Raw genomic sequence first — 26,057 nt, forward strand, 5'->3', positions numbered from 1 at the left:
AGGTGAGGGGCCCGGGGTGGGACCGTGGAAGGGGATCCGATTTGAAAGCGGGGGTGCGGGCGCCGGTAACCTAAAGACTTCGCCGTTCGTCCTCGTAATGAAGAGAGCACCGTGGCCGCCGACAAGATCGACACCATCGTCAGCCTGAGCAAGCGCCGTGGCTTCGTTTTCCCGTGCAGTGAGATCTACGGCGGCTCCAGGGCTGCCTGGGACTACGGTCCGCTCGGTGTCGAGCTCAAGGAGAACATCAAGCGCCAGTGGTGGAAGGCGATGGTCACCGGGCGTGAGGACATCGTCGGTCTCGACTCGTCCGTGATCCTGGCCCCCGAGGTCTGGGTGGCCTCCGGCCACGTCGCGACCTTCTCGGACCCGCTGACCGAGTGCACCTCCTGCCACAAGCGCCAGCGCGCGGACCACCTGGAAGAGGCGTACGAGGCCAAGCACGGCCGCCTGCCCGCCAACGGTCTTGCCGACATCAACTGCCCCCACTGCGGTGTGAAGGGCCAGTTCACCGAGCCCAAGCAGTTCTCCGGCATGCTGGAGACCCACCTCGGCCCGACCCAGGACACCGGCTCCAAGGCGTACCTGCGCCCCGAGACCGCCCAGGGCATCTTCACCAACTTCGCCCAGGTGCAGACCACCTCGCGCAAGAAGCCCCCCTTCGGCATCGCGCAGATGGGCAAGTCCTTCCGCAACGAGATCACTCCGGGCAACTTCATCTTCCGCACGCGCGAGTTCGAGCAGATGGAGATGGAGTTCTTCGTCAAGCCGGGCGAGGACGAGCAGTGGCAGGAGTACTGGATGCAGGAGCGGTGGAACTGGTACCGCGACCTCGGCATCCGCGAGGAGAACATCCGCTGGTTCGACCACCCGAAGGAGAAGCTGTCCCACTACTCGAAGCGCACCGCCGACATCGAGTACCGCTTCAACTTCGGCGGCAATGAGTTCTCCGAGCTCGAGGGCATCGCCAACCGCACCGACTTCGACCTCAAGGCCCACTCCGCCGCCTCCGGCCAGGACCTCACGTACTTCGACCAGGAGGCCGGCGAGCGCTACACCCCGTACGTCATCGAGCCGGCGGCCGGTGTCAACCGCGCCATGCTCGCCTTCATGCTCGACGCGTACAACGAGGACGAGGCCCCCAACGCCAAGGGCGTCATGGAGAAGCGCACCGTGATGCGCCTCGACCCGCGCCTGGCCCCGATCAAGGTCGCCGTCCTGCCGCTGTCCCGCAACCCGCAGCTGTCGCCGAAGGCCAAGGGCCTCGCCGCCGACCTGCGCAAGAACTGGAACATCGAGTTCGACGACGCGGGCGCCATCGGCCGCCGCTACCGCCGCCAGGACGAGATCGGTACGCCGTTCTGCGTCACCGTCGACTTCGACACCCTGGACGACAACGCGGTGACCGTGCGCGAGCGCGACACCATGAAGCAGGAGCGCGTCTCCCTGGACCAGATCCAGAGCTACCTCGGCAGCCGCCTGCTCGGCTGCTAGGTTCCGCCTCGGCAAAAAGACCGGTGGCCCGGTGCGCAGTGTGCGCACCGGGCCACCGGTCTTTTCCGGCTCCGCTCAGGCGGTCGTCGCGGTCGTCGCGGTCGTCGCGGCCCCGGCGGCTGCGGCGGCCTCCGCCTCGGCCGCGCGGCGCTCGCCCTCCCGCCGTGACCGCTTTCCGTAGAGCGCCGTCCACACGGCCAGGGCGCCCAGCACCCCGTAGATCATGATCGGGCTGAGGGTCACCATGGTCTTGGTGTCCACGACGTACGCCAGGCCGATCCGGATCAGCGCCTCGGCGACGTAGGCCACGCCCCAGACCAGGGTCATGGTGCGCATGGTGGTGCGGAAGCCCTCGAACTGCCACAGGGCGTTCCACCAGGCCGTGCTCTCCGGAGTGCCGTCGGTGGCGAACTTGCGGCCGAAGTAGAACATCAGCGGGCGCGGTGCGAGCAGGGTGGCCAGGCAGAGCAGGCCGAACAGCCCGGTCACGCCCGAGTCCTTGATCAGCAGGGCGCGCGCCGAGTGGGCACCGACGAGCGAGACGACGGCCGTGATCACGATGAACACCAGCGTGACGACGGCGAACTCGTCGAGCTTGCGCCGCCAGGCCACGCTGATGGCGCTGTCGAGCACCGGCCAGGCACTGCTGAGGAGGAGCGCCGAGAACTCGCTCCAGCCGTGGTCCTCGACGAGCGTGTTGTACGTGATGATCGGCGCGACCACGTTGAGGCCGATGGTCAGGACCCAGCCGATGGCCGTGGCGGCGCCGGAGCGGGTGGGAGGTGCGGGTCGTGCTTCTTGGGCGGACAAGGTTCCCCCTGGAACATGCCTGATGAGTGCGGTAAGGGGGACCGTATGGACATGTTGATGACATGTACAAGCCGGGCAAGCCAAAATGATCGCCAAAGTGTCCGGAGGGGATGATTCCGGATTGGTCGGACCCCGCGTCAGGCGCGCAGACCCCGGATGATCAGCGAGGTGACCGCCTCGAACTCCGTGAGGATCGTGGGCGAGAGCCAGTCGGCCGCGTACTGCGGGTCGTGGAATCGGCCGGTGGCATCGAAGACCGCGCGGGCCGCGGCCGGTACGTCCGTGGCGGCGAGCGTGCCCGCCGCGACGCCCTCGGCGATGATCCGGGCCAACTGGTCGATCAGCTCGGTCAGGTGGTGGTCCACGATCCCGCTGTTCTCGGCGAGCAGCACGGTGTAGGTGGCGAACAGCTCCGGGTCGTCACCCGCCTTGTGGCGCTTGGCCTCGAAGAGCGCTTCCAGCCACGCCTCCAGCTTGGAGGGCGCGCTCTCGGCGGGCGCCGAGGCGATCTCCTCCAGCATGACGACGCTCTTGGCGAGCCAGCGGTCCGTGACGGCCTCGCGCAGCGCCGCCTTCGACGGGAAGTGCCGGTACACGCTGCCGTGGCTGACGCCCAGCGCGCGGGCCACGTCCACCACGGTCGCCTTGGTGGGACCGAACCGGCGCAGCACCTCCTCGGTGGTTTCGAGAATGCGCTCGGGTGTCAGGGGTTCGGCAGCGGTGGGAGGCATGGTACGACCGTACCGCCAGCTCAGTGCTCGCTGTCGAGGTGGGCCATCTGGGCCGCCGGGTACCGCTCGCCCGCCGCGGCGCCGACGGGAACGGCCTCCTCAATGGCGGCCAGGTCGGCGCCGCTCAGCGTTATCTCCATGGCACCCAGTGCCTCGGCGAGCCGGTCCCGGCGCCGGGCGCCCACCAGCGGCACGATGTCCTCGCCGCGCGAGAGCACCCAGGCGATGGCGGTCTGGGCCACGCTCACGCCGTTGCTGTCCGCGACCTTGCGCAGGGCGTCCACCAGGTCGAGGTTGCGGTCGAGGTTGTCCCCCTGGAAGCGGGGGCTCATGCCGCGGAAGTCGCCCGGGGCCAGCGCGCGGTCCCGGGTGAAGTGGCCGCTGATCAGGCCGCGGGACAGCACTCCGTACGCCGTGATGCCTATGCCGAGCTCGCGGGCGGTCGGCAGGATCTCGTCCTCGATGCCGCGGGAGATGAGCGAGTACTCGATCTGGAGGTCGGCTATCGGGGCCACGGCGGCGGCCCGGCGCAGGGTGTCCGCGCCGACCTCGGAGAGGCCGATGTGGCGCACGTGCCCGGCCTCGACCGCCTCGGCGATGGCCCCGACGGTCTCCTCGATCGGGACGTCCGGGTCCACGCGGGCGATCCGGTAGATGTCGATGTGGTCCCGGCCGAGCCGCTGGAGCGAGTAGGCCAGGAAGTTCTTGACGGCCTCGGGCCGGCCGTCGTAGCCGGTGAAGCCGCCCTCGACCGTGCGCAGGGCGCCGAACTTGACGCTGGTCAGCGCCTGCTCCCGGGCCGCGGCGGGCGCGGTGCGCAGGGCTTCGTTGATCAGCAGTTCGTTGTGGCCCATGCCGTAGAAGTCGCCGGTGTCGAGGAGCGTGACGCCGGCGTCCAGGGCGGCGTGGAGGGTGGCGACGGACTCGGCGCGGTCGGCCTGCCCGTACAGGGCGGACATCCCCATGCAGCCGAGGCCGAGCGGGAAGACGGACGGCCCGGTGGTCCCGAGGGTGCGGGTGGTGGCAGTGACGGTGAGGTTCTCGTTCGTGGTCATGAAACGAGAATGGCATGACGAGTGACAGATTTCAATATCTGTCACTCGTCAGTGTGAGGTGGGCTACGACAGGACCCGCAGGACCAGGGCGGCGGCCGCGATCAGGGTCAGGATCGCGGCCGGGGCGAGCTCGTAGTCCTTGGCTCGGAGGTGGGTGATGACCGCGCCGACGAAGTAGAGGGTCACGCCGACGGCGGCGGCGATGCCGAGGGGAGTGACCCACAGGCCCGCGACCAGGCCGATCGCGCCGGCGGCCTTGAGGGCTGCCAGGCGTGGCAGCCAGGAGTCCGGGACCTGGACCTTCCGCATGCCGGCGACGATCTGGTCGTTGCGCTGGAGCGTGAAGGTGGCGGAGGCGGTGAGGACGAGGGCGAGGAGGCCGCCGACGACGGCGTAGGCGATGAACATGGAGTTCTCCAACAGTCGGTGGTGTCAAATCATTGAATAGCATCAACGATATCTCCGACGCAATCATTTCTCGATTGCTACGATGTGGGACATGACGGCAGATCAGGACGGATCGCACCCTCCGCAGCGGCTGGGCCTGCTGCTGGCCTGGCACGGATCGGTCACCCAGACCCGGATGAAGAAGGCGCTCAGCGCGGCGGGGCTCACCCCGCGGCACGCGATGACGCTGATGCACCTGGAGGACGGCCCCATCAGCCAGCGGGCCCTCGCCGAGCGGCTGGAGGTCGACCCGAGCGTGCTCGTCGGGATCCTGAACGACCTGGAAGGCGACGGGCTGGCCGAACGCCGCCGGGACCCGGCCGACCGCCGTCGCCACAACGTGGCCATCACCGCCGCCGGATCGACCGCGCTGGGCAAGACGAACGCGGCGCTCGACGAGGTCGAGCAGGGCCTGTTCGCGAGCCTGTCGCCCGGTGACCAGGAGACCCTGCGCGCCCTGCTGGCGCGTATCGACACCCACGCGGACGACTTCGACTGCCAGGAGTAGCCGCCGCTCCCGTCGGAGGCACCGGTGGCCCGGGTCGGCCGCTCGGCTACGCCGGGCGCCGGCCTGCGGTGCGCGACGGCGGGCCGGCCCGCCACCTCGGGCCTATCCGCAGGTCAGCGTCGGATCATGGGTGCGTTTGCGCGCCCGGGAACTGCGGGCGGAAACGCGGGATCCCGCCGGGCCCGTCTCACTGCGCCGCCTCCGGCTCCCGTGCCCGGCGGGCGGGCGGGCGAGCGGTCCCGGTCCCGGTCCCGGTCCCGGTCAGGCGTCCGCTCGGGTACGGGGAGCCGTGGGGTCCAGGGTGCGGGCCGTGCGGGCCGCCGTCGCGCGGGCCCATGGGCCGCTCGTCGCCGCGCCCACCACCAGGACCAGCACGCCACAGGCCGTGATGATCCACCACGCCGGGCCGGTCGCCCCGGCGAAGTCGGAGCCGTTCGCCAGTCCGGCCGCCAGGACCGCGCCCACGATCGCGACGCCCAGCGTGCTGCCCGTCTGCCGGCTGGTGGAGGCGATGGCGGCCGCGACACCCGCCTGGGACCGCGGCATCCCGGACACCGCCGTATTGGTGACGGGCGCGTTCACCATGCCGAAGCCGAGCCCGAACAGCACGTACCCGGTGAACATGAGAGGGGTAGAGGTCTCGGCCCGGAAGGCGGCGAAGAGCAGCCCGCTCGCGGCCATCGCGACGCCCGCGATGAGCAGCGGAAGCCGCGGCCCCCGGCTGCCCACCAGCCGGCCCGACAGCGGCGCGAAGAGCATGGTCAGCGCGGCCATAGGCAGCATGTAGAGCCCGGCGTGCAGCGCGTCCAGCCCCCGTACGTCCTGCAGGTACAGGGTGTTCAGGAAGAGAAACCCGGCCATCCCGGAGAAGGCGCTCACGGCGATCACCGTGGCCCCGCTGAAGGGCGCGCTCCGGAAGAACCGGAAATCGATCAGCGGCTCCTCGCGCCGGGGCTCGTAGAGCAGCAGCCCCACCAGCGCGGCGACGGCCACCAGGGCGCAGCCCATGATCAGCGGCGATCGCCAGCCCGCGGCCGGCGCCTCGATGATCCCGTACGTCAGACAGCCCAGCAGGGCCATGATCAGCAGCTGGCCCACCGGATCCGCCCGTCGTGGCCGCGCCGCCCGGGACTCGGGGACGTGGCGCAGGGTCAGCAGCAGGGCGACCAGGCCCACGGGCAGGTTGATCCAGAAGATCGAGCGCCAGCCCACGGAGTCCACCAGCACTCCGCCGATCAGGGGACCCGCGGCCATGGAGATGCCCGCGACGGCGCCCCAGATCCCGATGGCCCGGGCCCGCTCGGCGGGATCGGTGAAGGTGTTGGTGATGATCGACATCGCCACCGGGTTGAGCATCGCGCCGCCGACCGCCTGGACCATCCGGTAGGCGATGAGCCAGTCGAGGCTGGGGGCGAGGGAGCACAGCAGCGAGCCCAGGGTGAAGAGCACCAGGCCCGCGACGAACACCTTGCGGCGGCCGATCCGGTCGGCGGTGGATCCCGCGAGCATCAGGAGGGAGGCCAGGACCAGGGTGTAGGCGTCGATCGTCCACTGCATGCCCGCCACCGAGGCGTCCAGATCCTTGCGCATCGAGGGAAGCGCGACGTTCAGCACGGTGTTGTCGAGGCTGACGATCAGCAGGCTGATGCAGCAGACCGCCAGGACGATCATGCGCTGGCGGCGACTCGGCTCACCCGGCTGACTCGGCTCGATCATGCCGCCGATCGTACGTCTGCCCGACGGCCCCGGCATGCGGGACAATGGGCGGATGACCACGCTCCCTCCGCCTCTCGCGATCGGCCCGCACACCGTGCAGCCCCCGGTGGTGCTCGCCCCCATGGCCGGCATCACCAATGCCCCGTTCCGTACCCTCTGCCGGGAGTTCTCGGGCGGCAAGGGGCTGTTCGTGAGCGAGATGATCACGACCCGCGCCCTGGTCGAGCGCAACGAGAAGACCATGCAGCTGATCCACTTCGACGAGGCCGAGAAGCCCCGCTCGATCCAGCTGTACGGAGTCGACCCCGTGACGGTCGGCAAGGCGGTCCGCATGATCGTCGAAGAGGACCGCGCCGACCACATCGACCTCAACTTCGGCTGCCCGGTCCCCAAGGTCACCCGCAAGGGTGGCGGCTCGGCCCTCCCGTACAAGCGGAACCTGCTGCGCGCGATCCTCCGCGAGGCCGTCGCCGGCGCCGGCGACCTGCCGGTGACCATGAAGATGCGCAAGGGCATCAACGACGACCACCTCACCTACCTCGACGCCGGCCGGATCGCCGTCGAGGAGGGGGTCACCGCCATCGCCCTGCACGGGCGCACCACAGCCCAGCACTACGGCGGCACCGCCGACTGGGACGCCATCGCGCGGCTCAAGGAGCACGTGCCGGAGATCCCGGTCCTCGGCAACGGCGACATCTGGTGCGCCGAGGACGCGCTGCGCATGGTCCGCGAGACCGGCTGCGACGGCGTGGTCGTCGGCCGGGGCTGTCTGGGGCGGCCGTGGCTGTTCAACGACCTGGTGGCGGCCTTCGAGGGACGCCCCGAGGACTTCCACAAGCCCACGCTGCGCGAGGTCGCGGGCACCATGCACCGCCACGCGCAGCTGCTGGGGGAGTGGATCGGTGACGAGGCGCGCGGGGTGATCGACTTCCGTAAGCACGTGGCCTGGTACCTCAAGGGGTTCTCGGTCGGGTCCGAGATGCGCAAGAAGCTGGCGGTCACCTCCTCCCTGGCCGAACTGGACGCTCATCTGAGCGAGCTTGATCTGGATCAGTCCTGGCCCGAGAGCGCGGACGGCCCGCGGGGCCGGACGTCCGGAAACAACCGAGTTGTCCTGCCGGACGGCTGGCTGAAGGACCCGTACGACTGCGCGGGCATCAGTGAGGAAGCCGAACTGGACACCTCCGGAGGCTGACAAATCGCCCTCCGTGTCGCGTGATATACGCCACGCATGGGAGAGGTTTCGCTCAGATGAGCGCGAAGATCACGGGTAAGACTTTCAAAGGGTGGCACTGGGTGCCACCCTTTGTGCGTTCAACACTTGAACGCAAATGGATCGATGATCGCTCATCCGAGCGTGATCAAGCCTCAAAAGCCCCTTCGGGCTTCGGGATGTGAAGACTCTTCGTACCTTCTGATTACCCATGAGTTACTTTCGATCTGCTGGCGCACGGGTGGTTACAGCCGTATGACGACCAAGTGGACGTACCCAGAAGCCTTCGATCTGGGTATGTTCCTGGCCGTCAGGGCAGCCACCGAGCCTCGAGGAGTCGAGACCCGTGTCGGAAAACAAAGATCAGAAGTTCGTCTACGACTTCACCGAGGGCAACCGGGACCTCAAGGACCTTCTCGGCGGCAAGGGGGCCAACCTCGCCGAGATGACCAACCTTGGTCTCCCCGTCCCTCCCGGCTTCACCATCACCACCGAGGCCTGCAAGGTCTACCTCGAGAGCGGCACGGCCCCGGCCGCGCTGCGCGACGAGGTCAGCGCCCACCTTGCGGCCCTCGAGGCGAAGATGGGCAAGAAGCTCGGCCAGTCGGACGACCCGCTGCTGGTCTCCGTCCGCTCCGGCGCCAAGTTCTCGATGCCCGGCATGATGGACACCGTCCTCAACATCGGCCTCTCCGACGAGTCCGTGACCGGCCTCGCCTCCCAGGCCGGTGACGAGCGCTTCGCGTGGGACTCGTACCGCCGCCTCATCCAGATGTTCGGCAAGACCGTCCTCGGCGTCGAGGGCGAGCTCTTCGAGGACGCCCTCGACGAGGCCAAGGCCGCCAAGAAGGTCACCGTCGACACCGACCTCGACGCCGCCGACCTGAAGAAGCTGGTCAAGGTCTTCAAGAAGATCGTGGCGAAGGAAGCCGGCCGCGAGTTCCCGCAGGACGCCCGCGAGCAGATGGACCTCGCCGTCGAGGCCGTCTTCAACTCGTGGAACACCGAGCGCGCCAAGCTGTACCGCCGCCAGGAGCGCATCCCGAGCGACCTGGGCACCGCGGTCAACATCTGCTCCATGGTCTTCGGCAACCTGGGCCCCGACTCCGGCACCGGCGTCGCCTTCACCCGCGACCCCGCCAGCGGCCACGCGGGCGTCTACGGCGACTACCTCCAGAACGCCCAGGGCGAGGACGTGGTCGCGGGCATCCGCAACACCGTGCCGCTCGCGGACCTGGAGGCCATCGACAAGGCCTCGTACGACCAGCTCATGACGATCATGACGACGCTGGAGACCCACTACAAGGATCTCTGCGACATCGAGTTCACCATCGAGCGCGGCCAGCTGTGGATGCTCCAGACCCGTGTCGGCAAGCGCACCGCCGGCGCCGCCTTCCGCATCGCCACCCAGCTCGTGGACCAGGGCCTGATCGACGAGGCCGAGGCGCTCCAGCGCGTCACCGGCCACCAGCTGGCGCAGCTGATGTTCCCGCGCTTCGACGAGGACGCCAAGACCACCCTGCTCGGCCGCGGCATCGCCGCCTCCCCGGGTGCGGCCGTCGGCAAGGCCGTCTTCGACTCCTACACGGCCGTCAAGTGGTCCCGCTCCGGCGAGAAGGTCATCCTGATCCGCCGCGAGACCAACCCGGACGACCTGGACGGCATGATCGCCTCCGAGGGCATCCTGACCTCGCGCGGCGGCAAGACCTCGCACGCGGCCGTCGTCGCCCGCGGCATGGGCAAGACCTGTGTCTGCGGCGCCGAGGAGCTGGACGTCGACACCAAGCGCCGCCGCATGACGGTCGGCGACACGGTCATCGAAGAGGGCGACGTCGTCTCCATCGACGGCTCCACCGGCAAGGTGTACCTGGGTGAGGTACCCGTCGTACCGTCCCCGGTCGTCGAGTACTTCGAGGGCCGCATGCACGCCGGCGCCGACGACGCCGACGAGCTCGTCGCCGCCGTGCACCGGATCATGGCCTACGCGGACCGCGTCCGCCGCCTGCGGGTGCGCGCCAACGCCGACAACGCCGAGGACGCGCTGCGCGCCCGCCGCTTCGGGGCCCAGGGCATCGGCCTGTGCCGCACCGAGCACATGTTCCTCGGTGAGCGCCGTGAACTGGTGGAGCGACTGATCCTCGCGGACACCGACGAAGAGCGCGAGGCGGCACTCAGTGCCCTCCTGCCGCTGCAGAAGAAGGACTTCGTCGAGCTGTTCGAGGCGATGGACGGCCTGCCCGTCACCGTCCGCCTGCTCGACCCGCCGCTGCACGAGTTCCTGCCCGACATCACCGAGCTGTCGGTGCGCGTCGCCCTCGCCGAGTCCCGCAAGGACGCGAACGAGAACGACCTGCGTCTGCTCCAGGCCGTGCACAAGCTGCACGAGCAGAACCCGATGCTGGGTCTGCGCGGCGTCCGCCTCGGCCTGGTCATCCCCGGCCTGTTCAAGATGCAGGTCCGGGCGATCGCCGAGGCCGCGGCCGAGCGCAAGAACGCCAAGGGCGACCCGCGCGCCGAGATCATGGTCCCGCTCGTGGGCACCGTCCAGGAGCTGGAGATCGTCCGCGACGAGGCCGACCAGGTCATCGCCGAGGTCGAGGCCGCCACCGGCACCAGCCTCAAGCTGTCCATCGGCACCATGATCGAGCTGCCGCGCGCCGCGCTGACGGCCGGACAGATCGCCGAGGCCGCGCAGTTCTTCTCCTTCGGAACGAACGACCTGACCCAGACCGTGTGGGGCTTCTCCCGCGACGACGTCGAGGCCAGCTTCTTCACCGCGTACCTGGAGAAGGGCATCTTCGGGGTCTCGCCCTTCGAGACCATCGACAAGGACGGCGTCGGCGCGCTGGTCCGCAGCGCCGTCCAGGCCGGCCGGGCCACCCGCCCGGACCTCAAGCTCGGTGTCTGCGGCGAGCACGGTGGCGACCCCGAGTCCGTCCACTTCTTCCACGAGGTCGGCCTCGACTACGTCTCCTGCTCGCCCTTCCGGATTCCGGTGGCGCGCCTGGAGGCCGGTCGCGCGGCCGCCGAGGCGAAGGGCAGCGACAGCCGCTGACCCCCGGCCCTGAGAAGGGCCCCACAGACCGCGCCTGCCCCCGGGTTCCCTGACGCCCTGGGGGCGGGCGCGCCTAATTTTTTGCTGTTCAACAAATCTTTACGCCAGCAGGCGGTGGACGGATCCCCACCCGTCCACCGCCGCTGTCATTCTGCCGGGCACGTCGGCGCTTCCCGGTGCGACCGACCGCCAGGCCCCGCAAAGCCCCCCACGGCCTTCACGGAGCGTTTCGGTCGCATCGGAGTGTGCCCGGCGGAGTACAGGATTTCGGTTGTCACGCCCCTGCCGAAAGGGGTTTCAACTGTGGCCGAAAGGGCGTGGTGACCACGTGTGACGGCATGCATACTCATGGGGCGGGGGGATTGCGGTTGCACAGGTGGGGGTTCGGTGCTGCGTATCCATTTCACTGGAGTGGACCTGGCACGCGTACGGATGGCAGGGCGTCCCGATGCGTTGTGGGAAACGATTCTCAGCTTTCACCGCTTAAGAGACCGGCGCGATGCCCGGTTGTTCGGTGAATGGCGGACGGAAACCCGGAGCAGGTTGAATAGTGAAACACGCTTGCTCGGTGCGCTCATACCGAGTCGCGGCTATTTCCCCGATTTCCTGACCCCTGTGGAGGGGCAGTACGGGTGGGACCTGGGCCTCGACGCCCTGCGCGCCATCCGCCCCGAGCGGATGCGGCAGGAGCTGTCGCTGCTGGGCGCGGGAACGGGTCTGGGGGCGGCCTTCGGGATGCCCTCCGCCGTGAGCGGGGGCCCTGACACCTCGGTCCCGCGGCGGTTGCGCGAGTTCATGGACGGCGGTACCGAGCAGCTGCCGAGGCTGCTCGGCGAGCTGCGCGGATACCACCGGGCGGCCGTGGAGCCGTACTGGACCCACATACAGGCCCAGATCGAAGCCGAGCGGGCCGCGCGCGGCCGGGCCCTGCTGGACGGGGGCGCGGACGAACTGCTGGCCTCGCTGCCGCCGATGCTGCGGTGGCGGGCGCCGGTGCTGGAGTGCGACTACCCGGTGGACCGGGACGTACGGCTGCGGGGGCGCGGGCTGCTGCTCCAGCCGTCGTTCTTCTGCCGGCGCACCGCGGTGACCCTGCACGACCCGGAGCTGCCGCCGGTGCTGGTCTATCCGGCCGCCGCGCACCTGGCCTCGGCGCCCGCGGGCGGCGAGTCGGCCCGGCCGGTGGAGGAGCACCGCCAGCGCACGCTGGGCAAACTGGTGGGGCACACCCGCTCCGTGGTGCTGCGGGCCATCGGCGACGGCGCCACCACCAGTGAGCTGGCCCGCCGGGCCGGGGTCTCGCTGGCCTCCGCGAGCCAGCACGCCTGCGTGATGCGTGAGGCGGGGCTGGTCACCACGCTGCGCCACGGGAACGCGGTGCTGCACACGGTGACGCCGTTGGGGGCCGCGCTGCTCAGGGGTGGGGCCGTGGCCTCGTGACCGCGGCCGCACCCCGACGGGACGAACCCGCCGGGGTGCGGCCGGTGGTGCGGTGGTGCAGGGCCTCAGGTGCGGAACGGGCCCGTCACCTCGTACGTGATGCCGCCGGTCGAGCTGCCGCTCGTGCCGCGCTGGCTGCTGAAGTAGAGGCGGCTGCCGTTGGGGGAGAAGGCCGGGCCGGTGATCTCCGAGGAGGACTGGCCGGTGATGCGCAGGAAGGGGGCGACCACGTCGTCGGGGGTGATCAGGCAGATCTCCATGTTGCCGCCGTCCTCGGCGATGTACAGGTCGCCGTACGAGGAGCCCGTGACGTTGTCCACGCCCGTCAGCGGGGCCGCGCCGCCGGGTACGAGCGAGTCGTCGTAGGCCAGCTCGTACGTGCTGCTCGCCAGGTTGAGCTGCCAGACCCGGTTGTCGCCCTTGGTGGTGAACCAGACCGTGTCGTTGGCGTAGTGGCAGCCCTCGCCGCCGTTGAACTTCTTGGAGCCGGAGACCTGGGTGCGGGTGGTGGTCGGGGAGCCGTCCGGGTCCGGGACGTTCTGCCACGTGAAGGACCCGGAAGTGGCGGTTCCGGCGACGAGCACCTGGAGGGTGCCGGAGGAGAGGTTGCCCCAGGTGGTGGGGATGAAGCGGTAGAAGCAGCCGCTGGTCTCGTCCTCGGTCAGGTAGATCACCTGGCGCACCGGGTCGGCGGCGGCGGCCTCGTGCTTGAAGCGGCCCATCGCCGGGCGCTGCACGGCCGCGTTCACGCCGTACGGGTCGGTCTCGTACATGTAGCCGAGGCTGACCTCCTCGCAGGACAGCCAGGTGTTCCAGGGGGTCTTGCCGCCCGCACAGTTCTGCCGGGTGTTGGAGAGGATCCGGTAGGAGCCGGTGATGGTGCCCGAGGAGTTGAACTTGACCGCGCTCGCGCCGCCGGAGGGGTTGATCTCCGAGTTCGACACGTAGATCCAGCCCGTGCCGTCCGCGAAACACGCGCCGCCGTCCGGGGCGCTGTGCCACTTGTAGCTGGTGGGTCCGACGTTCTGGCCGGACCGGGCTATGACCCGGCTGCTGAAGCCGGCGGGCAGCTGGATGCCGTTCGCGTCCGCCGCGCCGAGGGCGCCGTAGGGCCCGGCACCGGGCTGGGCGGGGGCGGCGTAGGCGGCCCCGTGCATCAACGTGCCGCCGAAGGCGGCGGCCGACGAACCGATCACTGCGCCGCGCAGGAAGGTACGACGTTCCACGGTCACTCCTGTGGGAGGGGGAGGGCCCTGCGTCCGGTCGGACGCGGGGTCGCACGCACCCGGGAACCTAGGGGCACCGAATTGACGCGACATCAATTCCTCATGACGTACAGCGGGACTTTCTCCTCTGGGGAGGCACGTCCTGAGGGAGGATGGTGGAGTCATGAACCCGTTCGCCGCCGCCGAGGACATCGCGGGCCGCGCCGACCTCGACGTCGTGCTGCGCCGCTTCTACACGGCCGCCTTCGCGGATCCGCGGATCGGCCCCTTCTTCACCGAGATCGCGGGCACGGACCTGGAGGTCCACCTGCCCCGGATCACCGACTTCTGGGAGCGGGCCCTCTTCCGCACCGCCGACTACCGGCGCGACGCCTTCGCCCCGCACGCCGCCCTGAACTCCGCCCGGGCGATGACCGCCGCGGACTTCGGGCGCTGGGTACAGCTGTGGCGCGCGACGATCGACGGCCGGCACCGCGGGCCGAACGCAGAGCGCGCCAAGGCGCAGGGCGAGCGGATCGCACTGGCCCTCCACCAGCGGCTGGCCGGCGCGGACGCGGAGCTGCCGCGCGGCGACGGCGCGGTGGGCTTCGTACCGCTGGCGGCCCTGAAACTGCGCTCGTCGGCGGCCTGACCTGCGGTTTCGGAAAATCTCAAAAAAGGTTCACGAGGAGCGATGAGTTTCCCGGGACGCCCCGGTCTACCTCTCGAAAGCGCCGAAGTGCACACGAGAGAAGAGAGACCGAGATGTCCGCGACCATGATCTTCGTCAACCTGCCCGTCAAGGACCTGGACGCCGGCAAGGCCTTCTGGGGCAAGCTCGGCTACTCCTTCAACGCCCAGTTCTCCGACGAGAACGGCGCCGCCATGGTCATCAGCGACACCATCGTCGCCATGCTCCTCACCGAGGCCCGCTACAAGGACTTCACGCACAAGGAGATCGCGGACGCCACCAAGACCTCCGAGGTCCTGATCTGTCTGAGCGCCGAAAGCCGCGCCGCGGTCGACGAGCTGGTCGACGGGGCCCTGGCGGCCGGGGCCACCGAGCCCCGCCCCGCCCAGGACCACGGCTTCATGTACGGCCGTGCCTTCGACGACCTCGACGGCCACACCTGGGAGATCATGTGGATGGACCCGGCCGCCGTCCAGGGCTGAGCGCCCTACCCCGTGGTCACGAGGTCGCGGCGGTCCGCACCCGGTAGGTCCGGACCGCCACCTCCTCGTCGTCCAGGCAGCGCCCCGACTCCAGGTCGAAGCGCTGCTTCAGCAGCGGCGAGGCCACGAAGGGCCGGCCCGCCGCGGCTCCCAGCAGTCCCCGCGACAGGACCTGCGCCCCGGTGAAGGGGTCCTGGTTGCCGATGGCGTACGTACGCCCCGCGCGGTCGACGAACACCGCGGCCTGGCTCCCGTCGGGCAGCAGGGCCGCCACCCCGCGCCCGGGGGTGAGCGCGGACAGTTCGCACACCGTCAGCCAGCCTTCCGCCACCTGCAGTTCCACGGTCATCGGACTCCTCCGATCGTCAGGACGGCCAGGTCGGGCTTGACCTGGTCGCGTTCGGGGACGAACTTCACGGTCGGGTCGGGGGCGCCGGGCGCGTTGACGAAGGACACGAACCGGCGCAGCCGCTCCGGGTCCTCGAGCGTCTCGGCCCACTCGTCGCGGTAGTGCGCCACGTGGTCGGCCATCAGCGACTCCAGCTCCGAGCACAGCCCGAGCGAGTCGTGCACGACCACGTCCCGCAGGTGGGCCAGGCCCCCCTCCAGCCGCTCCAGCCAGGTGGAGGTCCGCTCCAGCCGGTCGGCGGTGCGGATGTAGAACATCAGGAACCGGTCGATCAGCCGGATCAGTTCGGCGTCCGACAGGTCCTGGGCGAGGAGGTCGGCGTGGCGCGGGGTGGCCCCGCCGTTGCCGCCGACGTAGAGGTTCCAGCCGCTCGCGGTCGCGATGACCCCGAAGTCCTTGCTCTGCGCCTCCGCGCACTCGCGGGCGCAGCCGGAGACGGCCGACTTGAGCTTGTGCGGGGCGCGCAGCCCCCGGTAGCGCAGCTCCAGGTCGATGGCCATCCGTACGCTGTCCTGCACCCCGTACCGGCACCAGGTCTGCCCCACGCAGGACTTCACCGTCCGCAGGGCCTTCCCGTAGGCGTGCCCGGACTCGAATCCGGCGTCGACGAGCCGGGCCCAGATCCGCGGGAGCTGGTCCACGCTCGCGCCGAAGAGGTCGATCCGCTGACCGCCGGTGATCTTCGTGTAGAGGCCGAAGTCGCGGGCCACCTCGCCGATCACGATCAGCTTGTCGGGGGTGATCTCACCGCCGGGGATGCGGGGGACGACCGAGTACGAGCCGTTGCGCTGCATGTTCGCGAGGAAGTGGTCGTTGGTGTCCTGGAGGGCGGCCTGCTCCCCGTCCAGGACGTAGCCGCTCACGCCGACGGTCGGGGCGAGCGAGGCGATGACCGAGCCGACGGTGGGCTTGCACACCTCGCAGCCGTCGCCGCCGCGGGCCTCGGGGCGGCCGTGGCCGTCGAGGAGCTCCTGGTACGAGGTCAGGCGGCGGGTGCGGACGATCTCGTAGAGCTCGGCACGGGTGTACGGGAAGCAGTCGCACAGTCCCTTGTCGGCGGCGGCGGGCAGCAGCTGCCCGATCACCTTGATGCAACTGCCGCAGCCGGTGCCCGCCTTGGTGCACTTCTTGACCTCGGGGAGGGTGGCGCAGGCGGTGATGGCCTTCTTGGTGACGTTGTGGCAGGAGCAGATGACCGCGTGGTCGGGGAGCGAGGACGGGCCGAGTGCGACGGGCGCGCCGAGACCGGCGGGCAGGACCAGCTGCTCGGGGGCGACGGGCGGCACGCTGCCGGTGAGCGGGCGCAGCAGGCCGTACGAGTCCGCGTCGCCGACCAGGACCCCGCCGAGGAGGACCCCGTCGGGGGAGACGACCAGCTTCTTGTAGACCCCGGAGCGGGAGTCGGACCAGACGACGTCGAGGCTGCCCGGGGCGCTGCCGTGGGCGTCGCCGAAGGAGGCCACGTCCACGCCGAGCAGCTTGAGCTTGGTGGAGAGGTCGGCTCCGGTGAACTCCTTCTCGCGGCCCAGCAGATCGTCGGCGGCGGTCTCGGCCATCTCGTAGCCGGGCGCGACCAGTCCGTAGACGCGGCCGTCGCAGGCGAGGGCGCACTCGCCGATGGCGTAGACGTGCGGGTCGGAGGTGCGGCAGCGGGCGTCGACCGTGATGCCGCCGCGCTCGCCGACGTCCAGCCCGGCGTCGCGGGCCAGCTGGTCGCGGGGACGGACACCCGCGGAGAAGACGACGAGGCCGGTCTCGACGGTGGAGCCGTCGGAGAGCCGCATCCCGCTGACCCGGCCGTCCTCGCCGGTCAGCACCTCCTGGGTGCCGACACCCGTGTGGACGGTGAGGCCCATGGACTCGATGGTGCGCAGCAGGGCGGCGCCGCCGCCCTCGTCGACCTGTACGGGCATCAGGCGCGGGGCGAACTCGACGACGCGGGTGGCGAGGCCGAGCCCCTGGAGGGCGCCGGCGGCTTCGAGCCCGAGGAGTCCGCCGCCGACGACCGCGCCGCTGGAGAGGTCCTTCGCGTACTCCTCGATGGCGAGGAGGTCCTCGATGGTCCGGTAGACGAAGCAGCCGGGGGCGTCCTTGCCCGGGACGGGCGGCACGAAGGGGTAGCTGCCGGTGGCCAGGACCAGGACGTCGTACGGGAAGACGCGGCCGGAGCGGGAGGTGACGGTGCGGGCGGCCCGGTCGATGTGCTCGGCGGGGTCGTCGAGGTGGAGGTCGATGCCGTTCTCGGCCATGAAGCCGGGGGGCGTCATGGACAGGTCCTCGGCGGTGCTGCCGGAGAAGTAGGAGGTCAGGTGTACGCGGTCGTAGGCGGGCCGGGGCTCCTCGCAGAGCACGGTGATCCGGTGGGTCCGCGTCGCGCCGCGTTCGGCCAGGGCCTCCAGGTAGCGCTGGCCGACCATGCCGTGCCCGATGAGCACGATCGCGGGCAGGGGCTCGGTCATGTCAGTGGCCTCCGTCGTCGGTGAGCAGGTGGAACAGGTCGTTCGGTGGTTCGTCGCCCTCCCAGGTGCGGGCGAGGGCGCCCACGGTGGAGAGCTCGCCGAGCAGCACCCCGCCGACGAGGCGGTCGCCGCGGACGACGACCGTCCGGTAGGTCCGGCGGGTGGCGTCGGCGAGGCGGACCACGTCGTCGCCGGGGCGGGGGGTCGGCTCGCCGAAGGCGGCGAGGTCGAAGTGCCCGTCGGCTCCGCCGAGGGTGAGGCGGGTGAGGGCGCGGGTGCCGGCGTACTCCGTGGGAGAGCCGGTGAGGGTGGCGGCGAGGGCGTCGGCCTGCTCCAGCGCAGGGCCGGCCAGGCCGTACACCTGGCCGGCGTGTTCGGCGCAGTCGCCGATGGCGTGGATGCGGGGGTCGCTGGTGCGGAGATGGTCGTCGACCACGATGCCGGTGCGGACGTCGAGGCCGGCGGCCTGGGCCAGTCCCGTGCGGGGGCGGACACCGCAGGCGAGGACGACGAGCTCGGCGTCGAGCCGGTAGCCGTCGGCGAGCTCCACGCCGGTGATCCGGCGGGGGCTGTCCGGGCGCGGCGCCGCTGCTGGGGCTCCGCCCCGGACCCCGAGCCTCAAACTCCCCCGGCTACCGCTGGGAGGTACCCCCAGGCGAGGTTGAAAGGTCGCCCCAAACGCCGGCGGGGCTGGATTTTGGCTGCTGCCGTCCGCCTGACCCGGTTGGATTGCCCGGAGGGAAATTCCAGCCTCGCCGGAGTTTGAGGCGTGGGGGTCCGGGGGCAGAGCCCCCGGCAGCGGCGCTGCAGCCGAAGTCGTCAGGCCCCGGACCCGGCATTCCGTGTGGATCTCGATCCCGAGGTCGGTCAGGTGCGTGGCCAGCAAGACAGAGGCGTCCGCGTTCAGCTGGCGTTCCATCAGCCGCTCCGACTGCTGCGCCAGGACCACCTGCGCGCCCCGCGCGGCCAGCGCCCGCGCCGCCGAGACCCCCAGCAGGCCCCCGCCGATCACCACCGCCCGCACCCCGGGGCGTACCGCCGCCGAAAGGGCCAGGCAGTCGTCCATCGTGCGGAACGCGTGGACCCCTTCGGGGAGTTCCCGTCCGCCCGGCTCGAACAAGCCGCGCAGGGGAGGGAGTACCGGGTTGGATCCGGTCGCCAGCACCAGCGTGTCGTACGCCAGCGCCGCGCCGTCGTCGCAGTGCACCAGCCGGTCGGCCCGGTCGACGCGGACCGCCCGCACACCCTGCCGCAGCACCGGGCCGGGCGCCGGGAGGGCAGCCACCTCCGGCGCGTACCGGCCCGCCAGGATCTCGGCGAGCAGCACCCGGTTGTACGGGACGTGCGACTCCTCGCCGACCACGGTCACCTCGGCACCCCCGCCCAGCCGCGCAGCGAGCCGCAGGCCCGCGAGGCCGCCGCCGATCACCACCACACGCTGCTTCGAGGTCATGCCCCGAGCGTGCGCGCCCGCTGTTTCCCCGCCGGATCGCCGCTGTTACCCGGCGGGAACGCCCACCTCAGCGCGCGGGTTAAGCGCCCGTGAGGCTTTCCTCAAGGCGGCCTTAAGGATCATCACGGGCGTCGTACGAGCCTCGTACGGGCCTTTAGCGTGGCCCGTATGCGAGATGCGGCGGTGCGGGTCAGGGGCGGGATGCTGGGCGGGGCGGGGGTGGTGGTCCTGCTCTGGGCGGCGCAGGTGCGGCCTTCGGCCCGGCCCGACGCCCTGTTCGCCACCGCCGCCCACCTGACCGGCCTGCTCGCCGGGTACGGGGTTCTCGTGCTGCTGTTCCTGATGGCCCGGGTGCCCGCCGTCGAGCACGGGGTCGGCGCCGACCGGCTCGCCCGCTGGCACGCGCTCGGCGGCCGTCACGTGCTGCTGCTCTGCTTCGGGCACGGGCTCTTCGCCCTGCTCGGATACGCCGTGCACGAGGAGGTCGACGTGGTCTCCGCCGTCCGGGAGCTGCTCGGCTACCCCGCGCTCGCCGCCGCCGCCGCTGCCGGGACCGTCCTCCTGGCCGCGGTCGGTGTGACCTCCGCCCGCGCGGTACGCCGCCTGGTGCCGCACGAAACCTGGCGCGGGGTGCACCTGCTCGTCTACCTGGCCGCCGCCCTCGCCTTCGGCCATCAGCTCGCCGGGCCCGATCTCGCCCTCGCCGGCTGGTTCTGGGCGCTCGCCCACACCGTGGTCGCCGTCCTCCTCCTCTGGTACCGGGCCGTGGTCCCCGTACGGCAGGCCCTGCGGCACGCGCTGCGGGTCGCGGAGGTCAGGGCCGAGGGGCCCGGGGTGGTCTCCGTCGTCATGTACGGGGAGCACCTCGCGGAACTGCGCGCGGAGCCGGGCCAGTTCCTGCGCTGGCGGTTCTCCCCCAGCTACCGCTGGGAGGTGCCCCCAGCAGCGGAGGCTGTGGCACACCGCCCTGCCGTTCTCGCTGTCCGCGCCGGTCCGAGGGAACACCCTGCGCATCACCGTCAAGGGGCTCGGCGGCCACTCCCGCCGGATCCGCCGGCTGCGCCCCGGCACGCGGGTCCTGGCCACGGGGCCGTTCGGGGCGCTCACCGCCGCCCGCCGGACGCGGCCCAAGGTGCTGCTGATCGCGGGCGGGGTCGGGATCACCCCGATGCGGGCCCTGTTCGAGACGCTGCCCGGCGGCCCCGGGGACATCACCCTGCTCTACCGTGCCGGGGCCGAGGAGCACCTCGTACTGCGCTCCGAGCTGGAGGCGATCGCCGCCGAGCGGCAGGCCGGGCTGCACTACCTGCTCGGGCCCTCCGGCGCGGCCTTCGACCCGCTCGCCCCGCAGGCGCCGGCCGCGCTGGTGCCGGACCTGGCCGAGCACGACGTGTACCTGTGCGGGCCGCCCGGCATGGCCGAGGCGGCCTGGACCGCACTGCTGCGGGCCGGGGTGCCGGCCGGACGTATCCATTCCGAGTGCTTCAGCTTCTGACCTTCCGAGAGGACCCGCCGCGCCGTGCGCCACCCGCTGCACATCACCTTGTCCGTGCCCGCACCCGCCGTGCCGGAACGGGCCGCGGCCCGCCACCGCAAACCGTCCCCCCTGCGGCTGGTGACCGGGCTGGGGCTGGCCGGCGTGCTGGCCGCGAGCGTGCTGACGGCGGCCGTGGACCCGGCGGTTCCGGCGGCCCCGGACCGGGCGCCGGCCGGGCGAAGCTCAACCTTTGCGCAAGTTTCCGTGGATTGATGGCACCTGCACCCAACCGCTCCATAGGGTCATGACCGTGCCTGACATATCGACAACCATGATCATCGTGCTGTGCGTGGCCGCAGCCGCGGCCGGCTGGATCGACGCGGTGGTGGGCGGCGGCGGCCTGCTGCTCCTGCCGGCCCTGCTCCTGGGCCTGCCCAGCGCCCACCCGGCCACCGTCCTCGGCACCAACAAGGCCGTCGCCATCGTCGGCACCGCGGGCGCGGCCGTCACGTACGTCCGCAAGGCCCCGGTGAACGTGAAGCTCGCCGTCCGCATCGGCCTGGCGGCGCTCGCCGGCTCGATGGGCGGCGCCGCGCTGGCCGGCGGCATCAGCAAGGACGCCCTCCGCCCGCTGATCATGGTGGTGCTCGTGGTCGTCGCGGCCTTCGTGCTCTTCCGGCCCGCCTTCGGCACCGCCCCGAGCACCTCGCCGGTCAGCAGGCAGCGGGTGCTGCTCGCCATCGGCCTCGCCGGCCTCGGCATCGGCTTCTACGACGGCCTCATCGGGCCGGGCACCGGCACCTTCCTGGTGCTCGCGCTCACCGCGCTGCTCCACCTCGACCTGGTCACCGCCTCCGCGACCGCCAAGATCGTCAACTGCTGCACCAATGCCGGGGCGCTCGCGATGTTCGCGTACCAGGGCATGGTGCTGTGGCAGCTGGCCGCGCTGATGGCGGTGTTCAACCTGGCCGGCGGCATGATCGGCGCCCGCATGGCCCTCAAGAAGGGCAGCGGCTTCGTCCGGGGCGTGCTGCTGACGGTGGTGGGCGCGCTGGTGATCAAGCTCGGCTTCGAGCAGTGGGGCTAGGCCTCTAGTACGTCCCGGTGAGGTGGGCGAAGACGACCACGTTGCCGCGGTAGCCCGTGCGCGGTGAGAAGCCGCCGCCGCAGGTGATCACCCGTAGCTCGGCGCGCGCCGAAGGGCCGTACACGCGGGTGTCGGGGAAGGCCTTGGCGTCGAAGACCTCGACCGCGTGGACCGTGAACACGGCGGTACGGCCGTCCGCGCGCGGGATCTCGACGGCGGCCCCGCGGCGCAGCGCCCCCAGGTGGTAGAAGACCCCCGGCCCGGCGGAGTCGTCCACGTGCCCGGCGATGACGGCGGTACCGGTGGCGCCCGGGGTGATGCCGTCGCGGTACCAGCCGGCCAGGTCGCGCCGGTCGGGCGGGGGCACTTCGAGGCTGCCGCCCGGCTGCAGGCCGAGCCCGGTCAAGGGCGCGTCGACATGGATGGAGGGGATCCGGATCCGGGTGGGCGGGGATCCGGTCAGCGGCGCGATACCGGGGCCACCGGCACTGGAGGCGTTCAGGGCCTCGGCGGGGGAGGGCAGCGGCGGGCCGACGGGCTCGCGGGAACCGCTGGTCACGAGCCAGATGCCGACGCAGGCGGCGAGTGCCACGAGGCCCCCGTGACGGGCGGTGGGGGTGCGGAGGGTGCGGCCGGACCGGCCCGGGGAGACGGCACCCGGTCCGCGGCGGTCCCCGGCCGTGGAGCCGGTCCTGGAGCCGGTGGCGGGGCCGGAGATAGGGCCGGTCGTGGGCCAGGGCTGCCGGTCGTGGCCCCGGACACCTCCGAAATCGCCACCCATGCGTACCCCCTCGGCTTCCGTTTCGGGGTGACTGGCCGTCGCCCGGCCCCGCGAACGGGGGGACCTCGCGGGGCGGGCGACGGGGGACGGTACCGGTCGGACCGCGGCCGAAGCCGCGGTGGGCGTCCGTCAGCTCCGCGTGCCGCTCGCCCGGCGACGCAGGAGCCAGGTACCGCCGGCGGCGGTCGCGGCCAGCACAGCCGCTCCCGCCGCGATCTTGGCGGGGTCGGTGGTGGTGGTCGTGCCACCGCCCACCCCGGTGTGGACGTGGCCCTGCGGGCCGCGTTCGGTGACGGTCAGGTCGCCGGTGGCGAACTTGCCGTTCGCGCAGGTCACCCCGATGCCGTAGGTGCCGGGGCGGGTGCCGGGGGAGACCTGGAACTGCCCCACGACCACCTCCTTGTGCGTGCCCGGGGCCAGCTTGAACCGGCCGCCGCCCACCGTGGTGGCGTCCCCGTCGGCGTGACTGCCCGGCCCGCAGGCGTTGGTGTTCACGGTGACCGTCGTGCCGGGGCCGGCGGACTTGGGCCAGACCTCCAGCGCGGCGAAGTCGCCGGGCGCGAAACTCACCATGCCGAGATCCGCGGCGGCGACCGCACCGGCGACCGGGCCGGTGAAAGCGGCGCCGGTCAGCGCGGCGGCGGTCAGCGCGTGGGCGGTACGTCGGCGCATCGGACTCTCCCTGGAGAAACGGGGTCGTGTTTCCGAGATAACCCGGCCCGCCCGCCGCGCGCCTGCTGATGTCCCGTCAGGTCCGCCTGTGGGCGGCCCGTCCCGCAGTCGTTTCCGCAGGTCAAGGGCGCCATTACCGCCATTCGGGCCGCCCGCGCCGTCCGGGTGACCGGACAGCGCGCCGGTCAGACCGCCGGAAGCACCACCGTGGCCGCGGCGCCGCAGGGCGGCGGGCAGGCGGCGGGACGAAGGCGTCATGGGGCGGAACCGTGGGGTGGGGGAGGGAGGTGTCCGACGCCGGACGGCGAGGGTCACGGGCACCGGAAGGTTGTGCAACAGCGGTGCGTACGGTGGTGCCCCGCAGCCGAGTCGGGACTCTCGTCCCGCCTGCGGAGTGTTCCGCCGTACCCCAGGGAGGGCCCCGTGACATCGGTCGTTCGGCCACAAGATCCGACCGCTCCGCTCCCGTTCTTCGTCTACGGGACCTTGCGTCCGGGTGAGGTCAACCACGACCTGTTCCTGCGCGGCCGCACCGTCGCGGAGGAGCCCGCCACCCTCCCGGACGCGGCGCTCTACGACGGCCCCGGCTATCCCTTCGCGGTCGACGGCCCGGGCTCGACCGTCGTCGGGGAGCTGGTCACCGCGGCGCCGGGCGCGTACGGGGAACTGCTGGCCGCGCTGGACCGGCTGGAGGAGTACGGGGGCCCGGGCCGCCCGGGGAACGTCTACGACCGGATCGCCCGCGAGGCCCTGCGCCCCGACGGCACGCCGGTGCTCGCCTGGGTCTACCTGGCGTCCCCGCTGCTCGCCCGTGACCTGCGGGAGTCCGGCACCGAGATACCGGGCGGCGACTGGCTGAAGCGGATCTAGGGCCCGCCGTCCTTGGGGCGATCGGTCCCCGGCGCCAACGGCGCCGTCGTCCTACAGGCCCTCGGCGCCGCGGTTGCGCAGCCGCTGGCCGTACTGCTGGAGCACCCACAGCTCCTCCTGGACCGCGGCCAGTTGCTCCGGCGGGGCCTGCGGGCCCAGCCGGGACAGGGTGCCCTGGATCTCGTGGACCCGGCGGTCGACGGCGCGCAGCCGCACCTGGACCAGCTGGACCCCGGCGTAGATCTCGTCCACCGTCTTCGCGTGGATGGCCTCGACCGCCAGCTCCGTGACGAGCGCGCGGACGGTGTCGTTCGGGGCCGCGTCACGTACGCGGGCGAGGTAGTCCTCGGTGCCGAGCGAGGCGCCGCCCGCATCCTGGATGGCCTGGCGCACGGCCGCGTAGGGCGGGGCGGTGAACTCGTCCATCCCGTACGCGTCGAAGGCCGGGGAGACCAGCGCCGGGCGCTGGAGGGCCAGCTTCAGCAGCTCGCGCTCGGTGCGGTGGGCCGGGCTGCGCAGGTTCAGGGCGGGGCCGCCGCCGGACTGCTGGGCGGCGGACGCGGGGGAGGCCTCGTAGGACTGGGACGGGCGGGCGCCGCCCCGCTGCGGCCGGCCGTCGCCCTGGCCGCCGCGCTCGCGGGCCCAGCGCGCCAGCTGCGCGACGCGCTTGACCACGAACTGCTCGTCGCGGATGCCCAGCATGCCCGCGAGCTGGACCGCGGACTCGTGCTGGATCGCGATGTTCTTGATGTTGGCGACGACCGGAGCCGCCTCGTCCAGCGCGGCCGCCCGGCCCGCCGGGTTCTCCAGGTTGTGCCGGGCGACGATGTGCCGCAGCGCGAACTCGAAGAGCGGAGTACGGGACTCCACCAGCCCGGACACGGCGGCGTCCCCCTGGGCGAGGCGCAGGTCGCAGGGGTCCATGCCGCCCGGGGTGATCGCGATCGAGGTCTCGGCGGCGAACTTCTGGTCGTCCTCGAAGGCCCGCAGCGCCGCCTTCTGCCCGGCCGCGTCGCCGTCGAAGGTGAAGATCACCTCGGCGGTGGCGTTGTCCATCAGCAGCCGGCGGAGGATCTTGATGTGGTCCCCGCCGAAGGCCGTGCCACAGGTCGCGATCGCGGTGGTGACGCCGGCCATGTGGCAGGCCATCACGTCGGTGTAGCCCTCGACCACCACGGCGCGCGAGGTCTTCGCGATCTCCTTCTTCGCCAGGTCGATGCCGTACAGCACCTGGGACTTCTTGTAGATCGCCGTCTCGGGCGTGTTCAGGTACTTGGGGCCGTTGTCGTCGTCGCGCAGCTTGCGCGCGCCGAAGCCCACCACCTCGCCGCTGATGTCGCGGATGGGCCACATCAGCCGGCCGCGGAAGCGGTCGATGGGCTTGCCGCTGCGGCTGTCCTGGGCGAGCCCTGAGGTGATCAGTTCCTTGTCGCTGAAGCCCTTGCCGCGCAGGAAGCGGGTCAGGTGGTCCCAGCCGGCCGGGCTGTAACCCACGCTGAAGTGCGCGGCCGCGGCCTGGTCGAAGCCTCGCTCCGCCAGGAACTTGCGGCCGATCTCCGCTTCGGGGCCGCCGAGCTGGTCGACGTAGAACTGGGCGGCGGCCTTGTGCGCCTCGACCAGGCGGATGCGCTCGCCGCGGCCGCTGGTGCCGGCGGTGTAGCCGCCCTCCTCGTACCGCAGGGTGATGCCGGCCTGGCCGGCCAGGCGCTCCACCGCCTCCGAGAAGGAGAGGTGGTCGATCTTCATGATGAAGTCGAGGGTGTCCCCGCCCGCCTGGCAGCCGAAGCAGTGGTAGAGACCCTTGCTGGGGCTGACCTGGAAGGACGGGGACTTCTCGTCGTGGAAGGGGCACAGGCCCTTGAGGTTGCCGCCGCCGGCGTTGCGCAGCTGGAGGTAGTCGGAGACCACGGCGTCGATCGGGACCGCGTCCCGTACCGCCTTCACGTCGTCGTCGTTGATCCGTCCTGCCACGCGTGAAGTCTACGGCCGGACGCCGACAAAC

Annotated in this window: 23 protein-coding genes and 1 pseudogene; 12 read left to right on the forward strand and 12 right to left on the reverse strand. The window is 71.5% G+C overall.

Annotation, left to right across the window (positions count from 1 at the left end; translation table 11 throughout):
- The first annotated feature begins 111 nt into the window (after positions 1 to 111).
- Positions 112 to 1,494: a glycine--tRNA ligase gene (locus ACGFYQ_RS02130; RefSeq protein WP_393738953.1), complete on the forward strand. Its 1,383-nt coding sequence runs from the start codon at positions 112 to 114 to the stop codon at positions 1,492 to 1,494.
- A 75-nt stretch (positions 1,495 to 1,569) separates the two neighbouring features.
- Here the strand turns inward: ACGFYQ_RS02130 and ACGFYQ_RS02135 are convergent, their stop codons facing one another.
- The 4 genes from ACGFYQ_RS02135 to ACGFYQ_RS02150 all read right to left on the reverse strand — a co-directional run bounded on the left by ACGFYQ_RS02135 (position 1,570) and on the right by ACGFYQ_RS02150 (position 4,498).
- Positions 1,570 to 2,304 carry a VC0807 family protein gene (locus ACGFYQ_RS02135; protein WP_393738955.1) on the reverse strand — a complete coding sequence of 245 codons (735 nt, stop codon included), beginning with the start codon at positions 2,302 to 2,304 and terminating at the stop codon, positions 1,570 to 1,572.
- A 137-nt stretch (positions 2,305 to 2,441) separates the two neighbouring features.
- Complete coding sequence (locus ACGFYQ_RS02140) at positions 2,442 to 3,035, reverse strand: TetR family transcriptional regulator (protein WP_393738957.1); 594 nt, start codon at positions 3,033 to 3,035, stop codon at positions 2,442 to 2,444.
- A gap of 20 nt (positions 3,036 to 3,055) precedes the next feature.
- Complete coding sequence (locus ACGFYQ_RS02145) at positions 3,056 to 4,090, reverse strand: aldo/keto reductase (protein WP_393738959.1); 1,035 nt, start codon at positions 4,088 to 4,090, stop codon at positions 3,056 to 3,058.
- Between the two features lie 63 nt (positions 4,091 to 4,153).
- Positions 4,154 to 4,498, reverse strand: a complete 345-nt coding sequence (locus ACGFYQ_RS02150; RefSeq protein ID WP_393738961.1) for a DoxX family protein — start codon at positions 4,496 to 4,498, stop codon at positions 4,154 to 4,156.
- Positions 4,499 to 4,589: 91 nt separating this feature from the next.
- Here ACGFYQ_RS02150 and ACGFYQ_RS02155 point away from each other — a divergent pair, with 91 nt between their 5' ends.
- Positions 4,590 to 5,045, forward strand: a complete 456-nt coding sequence (locus ACGFYQ_RS02155; protein WP_393738963.1) for a MarR family winged helix-turn-helix transcriptional regulator — start codon at positions 4,590 to 4,592, stop codon at positions 5,043 to 5,045.
- A gap of 261 nt (positions 5,046 to 5,306) precedes the next feature.
- On the opposite strand, the gene ACGFYQ_RS02160 is transcribed toward ACGFYQ_RS02155, so the two are convergent.
- Positions 5,307 to 6,761 carry an MFS transporter gene (locus ACGFYQ_RS02160; RefSeq protein WP_393738965.1) on the reverse strand — a complete coding sequence of 485 codons (1,455 nt, stop codon included), beginning with the start codon at positions 6,759 to 6,761 and terminating at the stop codon, positions 5,307 to 5,309.
- A gap of 34 nt (positions 6,762 to 6,795) precedes the next feature.
- Here ACGFYQ_RS02160 and dusB point away from each other — a divergent pair, with 34 nt between their 5' ends.
- From dusB to ACGFYQ_RS02175, 3 genes are all read left to right on the forward strand, one after another.
- Positions 6,796 to 7,956: a tRNA dihydrouridine synthase DusB gene (dusB, locus tag ACGFYQ_RS02165; RefSeq protein ID WP_393738967.1), complete on the forward strand. Its 1,161-nt coding sequence runs from the start codon at positions 6,796 to 6,798 to the stop codon at positions 7,954 to 7,956.
- Positions 7,957 to 8,320: 364 nt separating this feature from the next.
- Positions 8,321 to 11,029 carry a pyruvate, phosphate dikinase gene (ppdK, locus tag ACGFYQ_RS02170; protein ID WP_393738969.1) on the forward strand — a complete coding sequence of 903 codons (2,709 nt, stop codon included), beginning with the start codon at positions 8,321 to 8,323 and terminating at the stop codon, positions 11,027 to 11,029.
- 387 nt (positions 11,030 to 11,416) lie between these two features.
- On the forward strand, positions 11,417 to 12,469 hold the full coding sequence (locus ACGFYQ_RS02175) for a helix-turn-helix domain-containing protein (protein WP_393738971.1): 1,053 nt from the start codon (positions 11,417 to 11,419) through the stop codon (positions 12,467 to 12,469).
- Positions 12,470 to 12,534: 65 nt separating this feature from the next.
- Here the strand turns inward: ACGFYQ_RS02175 and ACGFYQ_RS02180 are convergent, their stop codons facing one another.
- Positions 12,535 to 13,695: an alkaline phosphatase PhoX gene (locus tag ACGFYQ_RS02180; RefSeq protein ID WP_393738973.1), complete on the reverse strand. Its 1,161-nt coding sequence runs from the start codon at positions 13,693 to 13,695 to the stop codon at positions 12,535 to 12,537.
- A gap of 163 nt (positions 13,696 to 13,858) precedes the next feature.
- Here ACGFYQ_RS02180 and ACGFYQ_RS02185 point away from each other — a divergent pair, with 163 nt between their 5' ends.
- The gene (locus ACGFYQ_RS02185) at positions 13,859 to 14,326 is read left to right on the forward strand and encodes a group III truncated hemoglobin (RefSeq protein ID WP_393738975.1); all 468 of its coding nucleotides are present in this window, start codon (positions 13,859 to 13,861) and stop codon (positions 14,324 to 14,326) included.
- A 113-nt stretch (positions 14,327 to 14,439) separates the two neighbouring features.
- A complete protein-coding gene (locus ACGFYQ_RS02190; protein ID WP_393738977.1) occupies positions 14,440 to 14,847 on the forward strand; it encodes a VOC family protein in 408 nt (135 codons plus the stop codon).
- Between the two features lie 16 nt (positions 14,848 to 14,863).
- Here ACGFYQ_RS02190 and nirD read toward each other — a convergent pair whose 3' ends face one another.
- Genes nirD through ACGFYQ_RS02205 form a run of 3 tightly spaced genes read right to left on the reverse strand, consistent with a single transcriptional unit; the run spans position 14,864 to position 19,168 of the window.
- Positions 14,864 to 15,196: a nitrite reductase small subunit NirD gene (gene nirD, locus ACGFYQ_RS02195; RefSeq protein WP_393738979.1), complete on the reverse strand. Its 333-nt coding sequence runs from the start codon at positions 15,194 to 15,196 to the stop codon at positions 14,864 to 14,866.
- A complete protein-coding gene (gene nirB / locus ACGFYQ_RS02200; protein ID WP_393738981.1) occupies positions 15,193 to 17,715 on the reverse strand; it encodes a nitrite reductase large subunit NirB in 2,523 nt (840 codons plus the stop codon). Before nirB ends, nirD begins: the two co-directional genes overlap by 4 nt.
- Before the next feature lies 1 nt (position 17,716).
- Positions 17,717 to 19,168, reverse strand: coding sequence for an NAD(P)/FAD-dependent oxidoreductase (locus ACGFYQ_RS02205; protein WP_393738983.1), 1,452 nt, complete (start codon positions 19,166 to 19,168; stop codon positions 17,717 to 17,719).
- A 342-nt stretch (positions 19,169 to 19,510) separates the two neighbouring features.
- Between ACGFYQ_RS02205 and ACGFYQ_RS02210 the strand changes: the two are divergent.
- The 4 genes and pseudogenes from ACGFYQ_RS02210 to ACGFYQ_RS02225 all read left to right on the forward strand — a co-directional run.
- Positions 19,511 to 19,774 (forward strand): annotated as a pseudogene (locus ACGFYQ_RS02210) (ferric reductase); the annotation flags it as partial.
- A gap of 526 nt (positions 19,775 to 20,300) precedes the next feature.
- Complete coding sequence (locus ACGFYQ_RS02215) at positions 20,301 to 20,663, forward strand: hypothetical protein (protein ID WP_393738985.1); 363 nt, start codon at positions 20,301 to 20,303, stop codon at positions 20,661 to 20,663.
- A gap of 24 nt (positions 20,664 to 20,687) precedes the next feature.
- The gene (locus ACGFYQ_RS02220) at positions 20,688 to 20,918 is read left to right on the forward strand and encodes a hypothetical protein (protein ID WP_393738987.1); all 231 of its coding nucleotides are present in this window, start codon (positions 20,688 to 20,690) and stop codon (positions 20,916 to 20,918) included.
- 31 nt (positions 20,919 to 20,949) lie between these two features.
- The gene (locus ACGFYQ_RS02225) at positions 20,950 to 21,732 is read left to right on the forward strand and encodes a sulfite exporter TauE/SafE family protein (RefSeq protein WP_393738989.1); all 783 of its coding nucleotides are present in this window, start codon (positions 20,950 to 20,952) and stop codon (positions 21,730 to 21,732) included.
- A gap of 4 nt (positions 21,733 to 21,736) precedes the next feature.
- On the opposite strand, the gene ACGFYQ_RS02230 is transcribed toward ACGFYQ_RS02225, so the two are convergent.
- Both ACGFYQ_RS02230 and ACGFYQ_RS02235 read right to left on the reverse strand, forming a co-directional pair.
- Positions 21,737 to 22,324: a class F sortase gene (locus tag ACGFYQ_RS02230; RefSeq protein ID WP_393739701.1), complete on the reverse strand. Its 588-nt coding sequence runs from the start codon at positions 22,322 to 22,324 to the stop codon at positions 21,737 to 21,739.
- A 318-nt stretch (positions 22,325 to 22,642) separates the two neighbouring features.
- On the reverse strand, positions 22,643 to 23,185 hold the full coding sequence (locus ACGFYQ_RS02235) for a hypothetical protein (protein WP_393738991.1): 543 nt from the start codon (positions 23,183 to 23,185) through the stop codon (positions 22,643 to 22,645).
- Positions 23,186 to 23,608: 423 nt separating this feature from the next.
- On the opposite strand from ACGFYQ_RS02235, the gene ACGFYQ_RS02240 reads away from it, so the two are divergent.
- On the forward strand, positions 23,609 to 24,055 hold the full coding sequence (locus ACGFYQ_RS02240; protein WP_393738993.1) for a gamma-glutamylcyclotransferase family protein: 447 nt from the start codon (positions 23,609 to 23,611) through the stop codon (positions 24,053 to 24,055).
- A gap of 51 nt (positions 24,056 to 24,106) precedes the next feature.
- Here the strand turns inward: ACGFYQ_RS02240 and dnaG are convergent, their stop codons facing one another.
- Positions 24,107 to 26,026: a DNA primase gene (gene dnaG / locus ACGFYQ_RS02245; RefSeq protein WP_393738995.1), complete on the reverse strand. Its 1,920-nt coding sequence runs from the start codon at positions 26,024 to 26,026 to the stop codon at positions 24,107 to 24,109.
- Between the last annotated feature and the right edge of the window lie 31 nt (positions 26,027 to 26,057).

It is taken from the genome of Streptomyces sp. NPDC048258 (genome assembly GCF_043201995.1).
Taxonomy (GTDB): domain Bacteria; phylum Actinomycetota; class Actinomycetes; order Streptomycetales; family Streptomycetaceae; genus Streptomyces.